Below are 14963 nucleotides of genomic sequence, written 5' to 3'. Positions count from 1 at the left end.
TATTTTTTTCTAAAAAATAATATAAAAAACAAGTTTCAATAATTTTTATCCATAAATTACAAAATAACAATAAAATTTATAAAATACATCAACATTCCTCTAACCAATCTCTTTAAGCCATGACATATTATCAATCATTGATGATTGTATAAAAATTCTTTTTCAGAATCATCTAGGTGATGTATTGATAAGAAGATATGATAATACCGTATTTTTGTCCAAAATAATCACACATTTACTATATGTTATACATAAATCAAAATAAAAGTAATGGAAATAAATCTCCCCCTAATAATAAACATTTTAAGTTACTGGATATTACCCTTATTTTCAGTGACATAATAATTCTAAATAAATATATATCTTTATAGATATAAATATTATTGATAAATCATTGATAATAGTGATTATTTTTCATATTTATAGAAAATTAAAGAGATTTTTATTTAAATAAATTATTTTTTTTATAATATTAAAAAGGGGAGTTGTTTTTGTCTAGAATTGCTATTTTAGAAAAGGATAAATGTCAACCAAAGAAATGTAACTATGCATGTATTGAGTATTGTCCTGGAGTAAGAATGGAAGAAGATACAATAATAATAAGTGAAGATGATAAAAAACCAGAGATATCAGAAGAACTATGTTCTGGTTGTGGAATATGTGTAAATAGGTGTGTATTCAATGCAATAAATATCATTAACCTACCCGAAGTATTAGATGATAAGCCAATTCATAGATATGGGCCAAATAGTTTTGAATTATTTGGTATGCCAACAATAGAAGATGGTTCTGTTGTAGGTTTACTTGGACCAAATGGTATTGGAAAATCAACAATACTAAATATATTATCAGGTCAAATCATACCAAACTTTGGTAATTACAATGAAGAAGGTTCTTGGGATAATGTGATTGAATACTTTAAAGGGTCACAATTACAAAATTACTTTAAAAAACTAAGTAATAATGAGATAAAAATAGCATATAAACCACAAATGGTGGATCAACTACCAAAAGTAGTTAAAGGAAAGGTATCTCAACTTCTTGAAGGTGTAGATGAGAGAAATAAATTAGATGAAGTTGTTGAAAAACTTGAACTAAAAAATACATTAGATCGTAGACTAGGAAATTTATCTGGTGGGGAACTTCAAAGAATTGCAATAGCAGCTTCAGTTCTTAAAGATGCAAACTTCTATTATATAGATGAACCAACATCATGGCTTGATGTTAAACAAAGACTAAATACAGTAGAAGTAATTAGGGATTTAACAAAAGAAAATCGTAACGTACTTGTTATTGAACACGACCTTGCAACATTGGATGCTATGAGTGATTATGTTCATGTGATGTATGGTGAAGAAGGAGGATATGGTGTTGTATCTAAACTTCGTGGTGTAAGAGTTGGTATCAATGCATATATTAATGGATTTTTAAAAGAAGAAAATATAAGAATAAGAAAACAACCAATTGAATTTGAAATAAGACCACCAAGTGATTTAATAGACTCAGATACAATAACAACATACACTGACTTCCATAAGAAATATGATAACTTCGAACTTAAAGTTGATGCTGGTGAAGTTAATCAAAGTCAAGTAATAACAGCATTTGGACCAAATGGTATTGGTAAAACAACATACGCTAAAATATTAGCTGGAGTTGTAAAACCTGATAGTGGTGAAGTTGAAGAAGAGATTGAAATTGCATATAAACCACAGTATATCTTATCTGACTTTGAAGGTTCGGTACAAGATTTCTTATTTATGCATGCAAAGGGTTATGGAACAAATGTATTTAAAACAGATATTTCAAAACCTTTTGATTTAGATAAGATTCTTGATAAACAAGTAAGTAAATTATCTGGTGGAGAATTACAAAGATTAGCTACAGCTGTAACTCTATCACAAGATGCAGATGTTTATCTTCTTGATGAACCTACAGCATTCCTTGATGTTGAACAAAGACTAAAAGTTGCTAAAGCAATAAAACACTTAATAACAAGGGATGATACATCAGCTATTATTATTGACCATGATATTATCTTTATTGATTATATATCTGATAAAGCAATGGTATTTTATGGTGAATCTGGAGTATCTGGTCATTCAACAGCACCAATTCACCTAAGAGATGCTATGAATAAATTCTTATCTGATGTTGATATTTCATTTAGACGTGATAAGGAAACAAACAGACCAAGAGTAAATAAAACAGATAGTTATCTTGACAGACAACAAAAAGAACAAGGTGAATACTACTATCTTGAAGATTAATTAGGTGATATAAGTGCATGTAATGATAATACCAACAATGGGATGTCCAGCAAATTGTAGTTATTGTTGGAGTTCAGAGACAACATCTCTTTGTATGTCTACTAAGACAATGGATGATATTGTTGAGTGGCTAAAGACTTTTAAGAAAGAACCTGTTACTTTCACATTCCATGGAGGAGAACCTTTACTTGCAGGTTATGAGTTCTTTGAATATTCATTAGATAAAATAAGTAAAGAGCTTAGTGATTTATATCCTGCCTTTGCAATTCAAACAAATCTATGGAAAATGGATGATAAGTTAGCTTCTTTATTCAAAAAGTATGAAATTCCAATAGGCAGTAGTCTTGATGGACCTCAAGAACTTAATGATATTCAACGTGGTGTTGGATATTATGAAAAAACAATGAAGGGTTATGAGATTGCAAAAAAACATGGCTTAGATGTGAGTTTTATTAGTACTTTTACTAATTATTCTATTAAACATAAGGAGGAAATTTTTAATTTCTTTAAGGAAAATGGATTGAATATGAAGATTCATCCTGCACTTCCTTCTATTAAAAGTCATAAAAGTGATAATTTTGCCCTTGATGTTGAGGATTATGGTGAATTATTACTATATCTTCTTGATGAATATCTCAACTTAGCTGATGTTATAGAATTAAAAAATATTGATCATCTATGTAAGGCTGTGTTTATGCGTAAAGGTTTTGTATGTACTTATGTTGATTGTATGGGTAGTACTTTTGCTATTGGCCCTGATGGTAGTATTTATCCGTGTTATAGATTTGTTGATATGCCAGAATATGTTATTGGACATGTTAGTGATAAGCCATCATATGATGATTTAATGAGTAGTAAGGCTGAATTATTACTTATTGATTATAAGGATTTTGTTGATGAGAATTGTAAGGATTGTAAACATATGGATTATTGTCGTGGTGGATGTCCATATAATGCTCTTACAATTACTGATAATAGGGTAGAATGTGTTGATCCTTATTGTGAGGCTTATAAAATGATTCTTGATAAGATTGATAATTTAATGAATGAGAATTTAAATCTTGCATTTGATGAATTAAATGATGTTGTTGAAAAGGATTTTAATTTTACTTTAAATGTTGGACTTGAAAACCAACATTCTAAAAATAGTAAGAAATTTACTGTTATGGATATTGCCCTGAAATAGGGATTTAAAGTAGAATATAGTTTTATTCTACTCCACTTTTTTTTTTATTGTGTCATACCTTCATATCTTCTTGTTGCATTTAATATTGCCTTATTTAGATCTTCTTCCACATCTGTTGATATTGCTCCATGACCTGGTAGCATTGTATTTACTTTTAGAGAGTTTAGTGTATTTAGACTTTTAATGTATGATCCATAGTTTCCAGAGTAGCTTAAGTCAGATATTGTTCCCTTGGCATATACTGTGTCTCCAGTAAATAGTATTCTTTTTTCTTCTTCATAGTAGCATACTGAACCTGATGTGTGTCCTGGTGTGTATAATACTTTTAGTGTCCAGTTACCTACTTCTATAACATTATTATTTTCAAGTCCTACATGTATCTGAAATCCATCAGGATTTTCATTATTACATCTACAATTTATTATTTCATTATCTGCATTGATTATTTTAGTAGATGCTAGTTTATATGCCATTATTATTGCAGTATTTTGGAAATATTTATTTGCTCCAAAGTAATCATAATGTTCATGAGTATTTAAAACTATATCTATATCCTCTATTTTTATTCCAATTTCTTCAATATTTTCTTTTAACATATCAAATTTTTGATATAGTCCTGGGTCTATTAGAATATTTTTCTGTTCATCTAATATAAGATAGCTTGTACAGCTTGGACGTTCTGTTTTTATTTCATAGAGTGAATCTCTTATTTTTTCATACATATTTTCATCATTATAATTTTTAATTAAATATGATGTTTATATTTAGTTATTAATAAGTTTTCTTCAATTGTTTTTTTGAGATTTTACACATAACTTTTTAAATATTGGGGATTATTTAAAAGAAATCCATTATATCCATTTATTTATTATTTAAGGGTTTTTATTTCTTTTTTTATTTTATTTTTTCATACCATACTTATAAATACTATGGAATATAATTTTAACTTATGGAATATATATTTAACATTTGGAATGTATTTCTAACAATAAATATATTTTATAGTTGACAATAATGGAGGAAAAAAATGGAATACATAATTCAAACACAAAATCTAACAAAGAAATATAAAAATGACACAGTAGTTAATAATCTAAATCTAAAAATAAAAGAAGGTGAAATATATGGCCTACTAGGACAAAATGGTGCAGGAAAAACAACAACAATGTGTCTTTTAACAAATCTAAGTGAAAAAACATCAGGCCAAATAAGAATATTTGGAAAAAATCCCCAAGAAAACATAGACATATACAAAAAAATAGGAGTTATAATAGAAACACCTGGATTTTATGAAAATCTAACAGGATTTGAAAATCTAAAATACTTCTCTAAAATACAAGGAAACTACAACAAAGAAAAAGTAGAACATGCACTAAATACAATGGGACTTACTAATAATAAAAAATTAGTTAAAGCATACTCTCTTGGAATGAAACAAAGACTAGCAATAGCACTAACAATCATGAACAATCCAGACATACTCATATTAGATGAACCAATAAATGGTCTAGATCCATTAGGTATACAGGAAATTAGACAATATTTAAAGAAATTAGCCACAAAAAACAATACAACAATCATAATATCATCCCACATACTCTCAGAAATAGAACAACTAGTAGATACAATTGGTATAATACACCATGGACAACTATTAGAACAAATAAGTATGAATACATTCAGGGAAAAAACTAAAAAATACATTCAAATTGAAGTATCAGATACCTATAAAGCATCATATATACTTAAAAAAGCATTTAAAATAATACCAGAAATTAATAAGAATCAGATAATAATAAGGAAAGACTTCGATAAAATCAGTCAAATTAATAAGTTATTTGTAAAAAATAACATAGATGTATATCAAATTAAAATACAACAAGATACCCTAGATGAATACTATTTAAAAGTAATAGGAGATGAAATAGAATGTTTGAATTAATAGAAGGTGAATTTCTAAAACTTAAACGTTCCAGAATGTTTACAATAACACTATTTGGAAGTTTAGTACCAGCAATACTACTACTTGTTATGATGATTAAAATAGAATCAACATTTACCTACAGCCTATTATTTGAACAATCATTAGAATATGTAACACTATTATTTGGTTTTCTATTATACATACTACTTGCTACATACATATTCAATAGAGAATACACAGAACATACCCTTAAAACTGTGATAACTACACCATTATCACGAACTAAATTTATAATATCAAAACTAGTAGTGATATTCATATGGATGTCAATATTAACACTTATATTTTATTTAAGTACAATATTTGTAGGATACATTGGAGGTGCAACACAATTAACAACACAATCCTTAATGATTTTCTTAAAGGAATTATATATTGCTGATGTATTGTTATTTTTATTAATAACTCCATTTATCTTTATAACAATGCTACTTAAAAATATAATTCCAAGTATTATATGTGGAGTGGCAATGGTACTTGCAAATGTAATGTCAATAGGTGATAAATTATCAGTATATAATCCAGGAACAGCAGTATATTTACTATCAACATATCAACCATATATAAATAGCCTAATATATAATCAAAGTCCACTAATACCATTTACAGTAATAATACTCATATCTATAATTGGATTCATATTATCTTGGTTATACTTTACAAAAACAGATATTACTCTCTAGATTATATTCTTAAATAGTAAATAATAGAAGATACAAATAAGAATGTAATAGGTATAAAAGGTGTTGTTTTTATTATATGAAAACTAAAGTTCGATATTTACGTCAAGAGATGGGAATTAGTCAACAAGACCTTGCTAAAAAAGTTAATGTTGCAAGACAAACAATCAGTGCCCTTGAACATGGAAGATACAATCCATCATTAATTTTAGCATACCAAATAACGAAAATTTTAAAACAAGAAAAAATAGAAGATGTTTTCTTATTAGATGAAGAAGAGGAAATAAATGATCTTTGAAATACTTAAGGATGCTGTTGATTATTCACAACAAGACACTAAAAAATTATTACAATTATCCATATTATACATATTTGGATTTCTAATAATACCTTTACTTATAGCAGAAGGATATTATTATAGAATACAACAACAGTCCCTAAAAGGTGTAATAAACTTTATAGAACCATTACCAGAATTTAATAACTATACAAATCTATTATCAAATGGTTTTAGAGTAATTCTTACAAAATTATTCTATATTATACCATGTGTTTTAGTATTAATTATTGGAATACTTGTAGGAGCCTTAGGAATATCATTCTACTTATTCATATTATTTACAATTCTATTATGGCTTGTAATATTTTTCCTATTCTTAATATCTACACCACACATGGTTTATAATAATGGTGATGTAATTAAAACCTTGAATATAATGGAAATAATCAATATAATTAAATCAATAGGTGTTAAAACATATCTTGAATTATATATTGATATATTAATTATCTTCACAGGAATAACTACATTAACAACATTCATAATACTCATAGTATCAATGGGTGTAGGAATTGTTTCAGGACAAATCATGGGATTATTCTGGAATTCCAATATATTTACATTAACATTTATAGGATTAACATACATATTAACATCAATAATAACAGCTTACTATCAAATATTCCTAGCAAGAAGTATATCTTCACTGTATAATCTACGTGAAGATTAAAAAAAAGATTCCCTTATTTTTATTTTTTTAGAGATTTATAATTAATTACCTAAAATCAGAACTTATTACTTATATTCTATTTATGAGAGTTTTTTTAACCATTAAACAATCTACTGTTTTACATTCAAAAAAATCTTATATCAAAAGTTAGTAATTAACCATAATATTGTTATTGTATTCATATTATACCTTTTTTAATAAAAAAAAAGGAGGTGTGTGTTAAACCACATCCCTCCTTCTTATGTTTCCTTGTGATAACATATGATACATATTTATTCGATAATCAGTGCATTTGTTGATTTACTACTGTTGTATAAGTTATTTTCTCCAGCTACTATTGTTAAGTCAAAGTATGATTGTTTGTATATTGATAAGTCAAGTGTTGTATTTAGTATTCCATTACTTGCTGTTGTATGTGCTATTGTTTTATTATTGAGTTTTATTGCTACTTTTGTTGTTCCTGTTACAAAGTTTCCTGTTTCATCAATTATTTGTGCAGTGATTTGTGTTTTGTTGCTACGTTTTACATGTTGTGGATTAAGTATTACTTGTGTATTTTGTTTTTCTACTGTGAATGTTGTGTTTGTTTCTATTCTATCATAGTTGTGTCCTGCAGCTACTGCTGTTAGTATGTAATCTTTTGCAGCCATTGTATTTGGTAATGAGTATGTAATACTTGCCATACCATTTGTTACTGAGCCATAGAGTATGTTTCCAAATTCATCTTTTAGTGTTTTACCATTAAGTTTGAATATTACACGTCCATTTGTTACTAGTGTTTTATCATCACTTGTAAGGTATGATGTGAGTGTAATTGTACTTCCAGTTTTTGTAGTTACTGGTATTATTACTTGTTTTATGTTAAGAGAGTTAATTGTTAATATACTCTCACCTGTTGCTTCTGTATAATGGTTGTTTCCACCATATACACATGTTACTGTATAGTTTCCTACATTGTAGTTACGTGTATCAAGTACAAGTAATGCTAATCCATTTTTAATTTCTGAGTGTCCTACTGTTTTCCCATTGATTTTAAATGCTACACGTCCATTGTATATGATATTTTTATTGTTATCAAGGATTATTGCTGTTAGTATTGTTGTAGAGTTGTTTGTGTTGGTTCCAACAATTATTGTTGGAGTGTATTTTGTTAGTGTGATGGTTTTATTTACTATTGTATACCTGTTTTCTCTTTTTTGATCTTTATACACTGCTTCTATGAATAATTGACCATTTTCATTGCCTGTTAGGGTATAATCCATACTTATAATACTACCATTCATGGTGTAGGTGTATTCTACTCCATTTATGTATATACTAAGTGTTCCTTGTTCTACTGGAACATATGGTGAATTCCACATTGTACCATTTTTTACTGTTACATTTGCAGTTATTGTTATTTGTGGTGTATCTATAGGAATAGTTGTTGGTGTTGTTAGATCTATTTTTACTTGTTTACCTGTTGTTGCAGTGTTGTATTGTACAATATTATTTACTGTATCATTTTTATTCTCTTGTATTACTGCCATATCTCCATCAAGTGTTAGACTTTTAAGAACATTGTATTCTATAAGGTTTCCCATACCTTCACGTATTACAATTACATATCCTTCATAGTTTTCAAATGTGAATTGAGAGTTTACTATTGTGTTATTATGGGAGTTTTCTATGATTATAGGAGTATCTAATATACCATTCCGGAATGATATTCTTAATCCATTGATTTTATTGTTATTTGAATTATTTTTAATAATCAATGCTGTTGTATTAATTGGATTTCCTTGACTAAACCATCCTGATACATTGTTGTATGAGGAATTATCAAGTGTTAGAGGAATATATTTTTCCACATTTCCACAATCTGATTGTCTTGTATATATGTTGTTGTAGTTTGAATTTCTAAGTACAATATTTTCTGATACATTAGAGTTACTAGCATACATATATCCAAGATTTACATTATTATAAACTGCATTATTTAAAAGAATTCCAATTACATTATTCATATAATATGGAGTAATACCATCAACATCTACTGTGTTATTTTTACCATTTATTGTTATAACTGTAATATTTGAATTTAATTTAGTATCACTATTTATTCTCATTGTAGATGTAATTTTAATGTTGTTGTTTTGACCATTTACTATTATTGGTGTTAAGTTTCTACTTTGTGTATTATCAACATTGAAACTTATTATTTCAACAGTATTATTATTACCATTTACTATTAGTTTAGTGTTTTCTCCAGTAAATTCTGCTCCTTTTATTGTTACATTATCTGAGGATATGATTATTGTTGTGTTAATATAATTTGTTTTATCTGCTATTATGGTTATTGGTCTTGTTATGTTTAGTACTTTATTAGTTAAACTTCCTGTTAATTGTATTGTTAATCCAGTTGGTACTTCTGGGCGTAGTGTTCCATTTGCATAGAAGAATTTATCATATGTGTTATCATTTAAGTAGAAGTTAGTTATTGATGTTGGAGTATTATTTCTTACTCTGTTGTTTGAATTAAGTGTTAATACTGTTTCATCTGCAATTGTTTCTCCAGCATAGAGTATGTTGTCTGTTATACTGTTTAGTGTTGAGTCTTTATCAACAAGTACTGTGTATTGTGTTGGTGTGATTATTGTATTTTTTGTTATTTCTGTTTTTGTTGTATTTAATAATTCTATTGGATAGTTAGGATTATTTCTAAGTATTGTTATGGTGTTTGATCTAAGTATGATTTCATTTGATTTTATTACTTCTATTGCTTTTGTTGAATTTCCACTTAATTTAAAGTCATTAAATTCTATGGTGTTGTTACTTGTACCATATATACTAATACCAATGGATGTGTTTCCATTTAATTTGAAGTTATTTCTACTTGTTACTAAATCATCACATGCAGAGAGTATTACTCCATATGCTACTGGACTTGAGGATATAAAGTTAACATTCATAATTCCATAAACATTGATGGCATACCAATAGTATGATTTTGATGTTGTAACTTGTGCTCCTGTTGCCTGTACTTTAGCTTCTGTTGTAATAGAACCTCCTGATAGGTATGATGTTTGATTTATATAGTTTACTCCATAAGCATAACTATTACCATATGTGTATATGTGGTTGTCTATTAGAGTATTTGGTGTACTTGAAATTTCAGGATTTATCATGTTTATTGAGTATATAGTATCATATTTTCCATTTATACTGTTGTATGTGGTTGTTATGTTGTTGTACACTAAATGTATTCCAGTTGTATTTAATATTTCTATTGATGTTGTTCCAACACGTCCTGTAGTCCAGTCTACATCTGTTGCAGGTCCATATGTTTCAATTTTATTGTATTTTATGTTATTTTCAGTACTATTTGAATCTTTAATAGTAATTGCTGATACATTGTTTGTACTATTTACTACTATGTTGTTGTAGTTAAATTCTAGTTTTGTTGAATTTATTATATTTACTGCATTGGTATTTGTTGTTATGTTGTTGTAGTTTATAGTGTTTGCTGGTGTATTTAATTCTATTGCAACTTTATCTTTGTTTATAATTGCAATATTGGACATGTTAAGATTTGTTGTTCCTAGTGTTGTTATTGTTGAATTAATAAGTAATGCATTGTTGTAGTTGGTTATTGTTATTGTTCTATTGTTGTTTAGTATGAAATTTTTATTTGCTATTGTTCCATCTACTACAAAGTGTATGTCTTTTTGTGTAGATATGTTTTTTATTATTCCATTTTCATCAAAGTATTTATCATATGTTTTATTGGATAATAGGTAGTTTATGTATGTTGGAGTGTTTCCAGTTATTGTATTATCTGCTGGTGCATCTACACTTTCATCTCCTACAAGTATATCTGCTACTAATTCATTGTTTATAATTGTGTTGTTTGTTTTTGTTGTTGTTATGGTGTAAGTATTATCTGTTTTTAGATTTGTTTTTTCTATTTTATTATTAAGTGAATTTAATATTATCACTGGTTTTTTATTGTTATTTACTATTATTAATGAGTTTACATCAACTCTACCATTTTCTGTTGTTGTTATTGTTATGTTGTATGATGTTAATTTTTTATTAGTTTGGAAAATTGATATTTCCTTGTTAACTTTAATGTTTTTATTTGTTAATGTTCCAACTATTTGTACTTGTTCTACATTTTTAAAGCTTGGTAATAAGTTACCTTCACTATCAAAGAAGTTATTGAAGTTTGTGTCATCTACTTCTATACTTAAAGTTTCAGGTGTGTTATTTTCCACAATATTTGTTCTCTGTGTATAATTTACTGCAGCATTTCCTTTAAATCCACCTGTTACAAGGTAGTTGTTTACTACTGTATTATAACCAAGACTACTGTAACCTGCAATTAAATCTACTGCATATAAATCAAGGGTACTTGTTACATTGTTATCAGTTATTGTGTTATAATCACCATTTATTGAGATTTTTCTATCTACAGTGTTGTTTTTAATTACTGCATGATTAGCACTTAATTCTATTGCTTTAGAATTAGTACCTCTAAGATCTACAACTTTGTTGTTTGTAATAGTGTAGTTATATTGACCTGATAATCTTAGTGCTAATGTTACATTATCAGTACTTGATAGACTGTTATATAATGATGAGCCTATTGGTGATATGAATGTGTTGTTTGAAATATAATATTTAACTTTAAGATTTTCTCCAGCACTTGAAGATGGTACAACTACACCAGTACTTCTATTAAATAGGTTGTTTGTAAGGTTTAAGTTTCCCATATCAGCAGATACATCTAATTGATCGTTATTAATAAATGTACATCCATCAATAACTGTGTTGATACCACCAATAGAACCTATAGCATAGAAGTTTGTTGAACCTGTGTTTATTGTTATTCCACTTCCTGTTTTATATGTACTTCCACCATCATATCCTATATTATCTCTTATTGTAGAGTTTATTATTGTTAAGTTTTTGTCTGATGTTACAGTTCCCCAACGTGCAAGGTTGTTTTGGAAGGTACTGTTTATTATTGTTGCTGTACCATTATTATATAATCCTGCTCCATAGTTACCTGTACTACTTGCTTTTCTATTTCCATCAAACATGGAATTTCTTACTATAACTGTTGCATTAGCATTATTTCTTATTCCTGCTCCTACTCCAGCACAGTTTTTAATGAAGTTTACATTATCTACTTCTAAGTTTCCATAGTTATCAATTGTTGCTGTTTTATATAAGGATATGTCACTTCCACCAGCACTCCAACAATTTTGTATTGTAAGATTACTTATTGTTATATGACCATTTCCTTTTGTAATATTCATAGCCCAATTACCACTAGCATTAAGGTATGGATACCATATGGTACTTGATCCCCAATAGTATTCACCAGTATCAAGTGTTTCTTTTATTGTGTAGTTTGCTTCTCCATCAATTGTTGCATTTTGTCCAATGAAATTTATTTTATAATCTCCTGGTACTGTAAGATTAGTATTACCTACTCCTTTAAATGTACCAGTTAGGTAGATGTTATAAATTTTATCATTCGTTGTTTTACTTATTGCATATGCAATTGTTTTAAATGGACTTTCTTGTGTTCCATTATTACTATCAGAGCCTGTAGATGATACATAGTAGTTAACTATAATATCATATTTTTTCATTGAGCTTTGTTTGTTTTTAAGATTGTTTTGTTTTATTGTTATTTTTTCCTGGTGTCTGCTTGTATTATATACTGAATTTTCACCATATATTACAAGTACTGTTACATTTTTATTTGTCCATGATTGTGGAATTTTATAATCTACACTATCAGTATTATTATAAAGACCTATTGTTTTTCCATTGAGTTTTACTGCTATTTTACCAGTGTTTACTGTTTTATTATGTTCATCAATGGTTTTTACATTGATTCTTAATGTATCATTAATAGTTTTTGTTGTGAATGTTGTTTTTGTATTTAATTTTTGTAATGTGAGTGTTGTATTTTGTTTTGCTGATACATATTTATTATTTTCACCATAAACTACTGTAATATTGTATTTTTTAGCTGCATAGTCAGGTAGTTTATATGTAAGGGATGCTTTTCCAAATGATACATTATCATATCCTATTGTTTTTCCATTGATTTTAAATGCTACTTTTCCTTTTTCAAGAAGTTTACCATTTTCTGTAAATGTAGCATTAATTACTATTGTACTACCTGTTTTTGCAGTTATTGGACTTAATTGAATATCAGTCTTTTTATATGTGACTGTTGCTACTTTAACTCCATCTGCATAGATTGAGAAGTCATCAAAGTTTTCAGGTAATTTAGTTAAATCAATTGTTGCTGTATAATCATTACTACTACTTAATACCATACCTGTGGTATTAATGTATGAAGCATCAGTTGTAATTGGAATAGAATATCCACTACATCCAATACTTGTTACTTTATTATCACTGTATTTTCCAAGAGCAATAGTATTTAATGTTAATTTTTTATCAGCCTGTGTAAATACAGTGCCCTGGGATTTATGATTTGCAACTACCCCAATATTATTATTAACTGTGAGTAATGGACCAGTATTATAAACATTACTTGGTGTTAGTTCTCCATCAAAGTAATTATTATCCAATACCATAATAGCATCATTTTGACCAGAAATACCTATTGTTTGTTTTGTGTTGTTTATAAATAAGGAGTTTGTTATGTAGTGTGGTGCTGTGTTATATAACCAGTAGGTATATAATACACTGTTTGAATTTGCACTGTTATTTATGAAATTACAGTATGAAGCATTGAGCATTGGAGGATATCCACTCCTTGCAAATACTCCACCATTACTTGCATGATTACTTGTGAAATTACAATGATCTACCACAACTTGACCTTTAGAGAAGTAATATATTACACCACCAAAACCTTTAGCAGAGTTATTATTAAAACTACTGTCTTTTATAGTGGTTTTAGCACCCATTACACAAAGTACTCCTCCACTACCAGTGAAGTGATTATTATTATTAAATGCACAACATTCAATATTTAATAGGGCATTTGAATTTATTCCTGCTCCACTAGTTGATGAATTTGTTGCTGCAGCATTTTTAAATGTTATATTTTTAAATGTAATATTTAAGTTAGTATTATTTAAGAAGAATAATCGAGTTTTATTCTGTCCATTAAAAATTGTTTTTTCTTTATTTTCTCCAATTACTGTTAAATAGGTAAGATTTTTGTTTTGAATAGAGAGACATTCATCAAAGTTATATTCACCATTTTTAACATTAATAGTGTAATTGGTCTGACTATTTCCATTAGTATCAAGGTCTGTCCATGTTTGTTTTAATGAATTATAATCAGTTACATTACGTACATCATTAGATGTATCTTTTTTTAGTGTTTTTGTACTTGTTTGTACATTACTTTTTTTAGTAATATCTTGAATTTCAGTGTTTTTTATTGTTTTACTAGACTTTTGAATGTTAGTATCTTTATTATCTGTAACTTTATTACTATCTACTTTATTATCACTTTGAGTTATTGTTGGTGTTTCTATAGTATTTATATCTTTAGTAATCTGTGCACTTGTTGGTAATGAGTTGTTTGTGTCTGCTGCTGATACTATTGATATTCCAAGTAGTAAAATAAGCATTGTTACTGAAAAAAGTAATATATTCTTATTTTTCATTCATTATTTCCTCCATTTATATTAATGATATAAAATTTATAATAAGATTAATCTTTAAAATAAATTTTAATTTTACTAAGAAAATTCTTAGGTTAGATCTAATATAGACACTCTATAAAATATACTTTATTATAATTTAAATTATAATTTATAGTTCTAAAAGAATATTACGACCTTAAAT

General features: G+C 27.5%; 8 protein-coding genes. 6 read left to right on the top strand and 2 right to left on the bottom strand.

The window, feature by feature from the left end; translation table 11 throughout:
* The first annotated feature begins 491 nt into the window (after nucleotides 1-491).
* Together A9758_RS03045 and A9758_RS03040 are read left to right on the top strand one after the other, a co-directional pair.
* A complete protein-coding gene (locus A9758_RS03045) occupies nucleotides 492-2270 on the top strand; it encodes a ribosome biogenesis/translation initiation ATPase RLI (RefSeq protein ID WP_048059713.1) in 1779 nt (592 codons plus the stop codon).
* A 22-nt stretch (nucleotides 2271-2292) separates the two neighbouring features.
* Complete coding sequence (locus A9758_RS03040) at nucleotides 2293-3456, top strand: TIGR04083 family peptide-modifying radical SAM enzyme (protein ID WP_048059844.1); 1164 nt, start codon at nucleotides 2293-2295, stop codon at nucleotides 3454-3456.
* 44 nt (nucleotides 3457-3500) lie between these two features.
* On the opposite strand, the gene A9758_RS03035 is transcribed toward A9758_RS03040, so the two are convergent.
* Nucleotides 3501-4178: an MBL fold metallo-hydrolase gene (locus A9758_RS03035; RefSeq protein ID WP_011406209.1), complete on the bottom strand. Its 678-nt coding sequence runs from the start codon at nucleotides 4176-4178 to the stop codon at nucleotides 3501-3503.
* A 305-nt stretch (nucleotides 4179-4483) separates the two neighbouring features.
* Between A9758_RS03035 and A9758_RS03030 the strand changes: the two genes are divergently transcribed.
* The 4 genes from A9758_RS03030 (at nucleotide 4484) to A9758_RS03015 (ending at nucleotide 7130) form a co-directional block, all read left to right on the top strand.
* Nucleotides 4484-5398 carry an ABC transporter ATP-binding protein gene (locus tag A9758_RS03030; protein WP_011406208.1) on the top strand — a complete coding sequence of 305 codons (915 nt, stop codon included), beginning with the start codon at nucleotides 4484-4486 and terminating at the stop codon, nucleotides 5396-5398.
* Nucleotides 5386-6123, top strand: coding sequence for an ABC transporter permease (locus A9758_RS03025; protein WP_011406207.1), 738 nt, complete (start codon nucleotides 5386-5388; stop codon nucleotides 6121-6123). The genes A9758_RS03030 and A9758_RS03025 overlap by 13 nt, the downstream gene beginning before the upstream one ends.
* A 76-nt stretch (nucleotides 6124-6199) precedes the next feature.
* Nucleotides 6200-6418: a helix-turn-helix transcriptional regulator gene (locus A9758_RS03020; RefSeq protein ID WP_011406206.1), complete on the top strand. Its 219-nt coding sequence runs from the start codon at nucleotides 6200-6202 to the stop codon at nucleotides 6416-6418.
* Nucleotides 6408-7130 carry a DUF4013 domain-containing protein gene (locus A9758_RS03015; protein ID WP_011406205.1) on the top strand — a complete coding sequence of 241 codons (723 nt, stop codon included), beginning with the start codon at nucleotides 6408-6410 and terminating at the stop codon, nucleotides 7128-7130. Before A9758_RS03020 ends, A9758_RS03015 begins: the two co-directional genes overlap by 11 nt.
* 272 nt (nucleotides 7131-7402) lie before the next feature.
* Here the strand turns inward: A9758_RS03015 and A9758_RS03010 are convergent, their stop codons facing one another.
* Nucleotides 7403-14782, bottom strand: a complete 7380-nt coding sequence (locus tag A9758_RS03010; protein WP_011406204.1) for an Ig-like domain-containing protein — start codon at nucleotides 14780-14782, stop codon at nucleotides 7403-7405.
* Nucleotides 14783-14963: the final 181 nt, after the last annotated feature.

The organism is Methanosphaera sp. A6, from assembly GCF_001729395.1.
Lineage (GTDB): Archaea > Methanobacteriota > Methanobacteria > Methanobacteriales > Methanobacteriaceae > Methanosphaera > Methanosphaera stadtmanae.
This window is presented reverse-complemented; position numbering and strand designations above follow the sequence as displayed.

What these genes read in the sequence shown, in the direction of transcription:
- A9758_RS03040 (WP_048059844.1), top strand. Translation starts at nt 2,293, where the DNA reads ATGATAATACCAACAATGGGATGTCCAGCAAATTGTAGTTATTGTTGG.
- A9758_RS03035 (WP_011406209.1), bottom strand. Translation starts at nt 4,178, where the DNA reads ATGTATGAAAAAATAAGAGATTCACTCTATGAAATAAAAACAGAACGT.
- A9758_RS03030 (WP_011406208.1), top strand. Translation starts at nt 4,484, where the DNA reads ATGGAATACATAATTCAAACACAAAATCTAACAAAGAAATATAAAAAT.
- A9758_RS03025 (WP_011406207.1), top strand. Translation starts at nt 5,386, where the DNA reads ATGTTTGAATTAATAGAAGGTGAATTTCTAAAACTTAAACGTTCCAGA.
- A9758_RS03020 (WP_011406206.1), top strand. Translation starts at nt 6,200, where the DNA reads ATGAAAACTAAAGTTCGATATTTACGTCAAGAGATGGGAATTAGTCAA.
- A9758_RS03015 (WP_011406205.1), top strand. Translation starts at nt 6,408, where the DNA reads ATGATCTTTGAAATACTTAAGGATGCTGTTGATTATTCACAACAAGAC.
- A9758_RS03010 (WP_011406204.1), bottom strand. Translation starts at nt 14,782, where the DNA reads ATGAAAAATAAGAATATATTACTTTTTTCAGTAACAATGCTTATTTTA.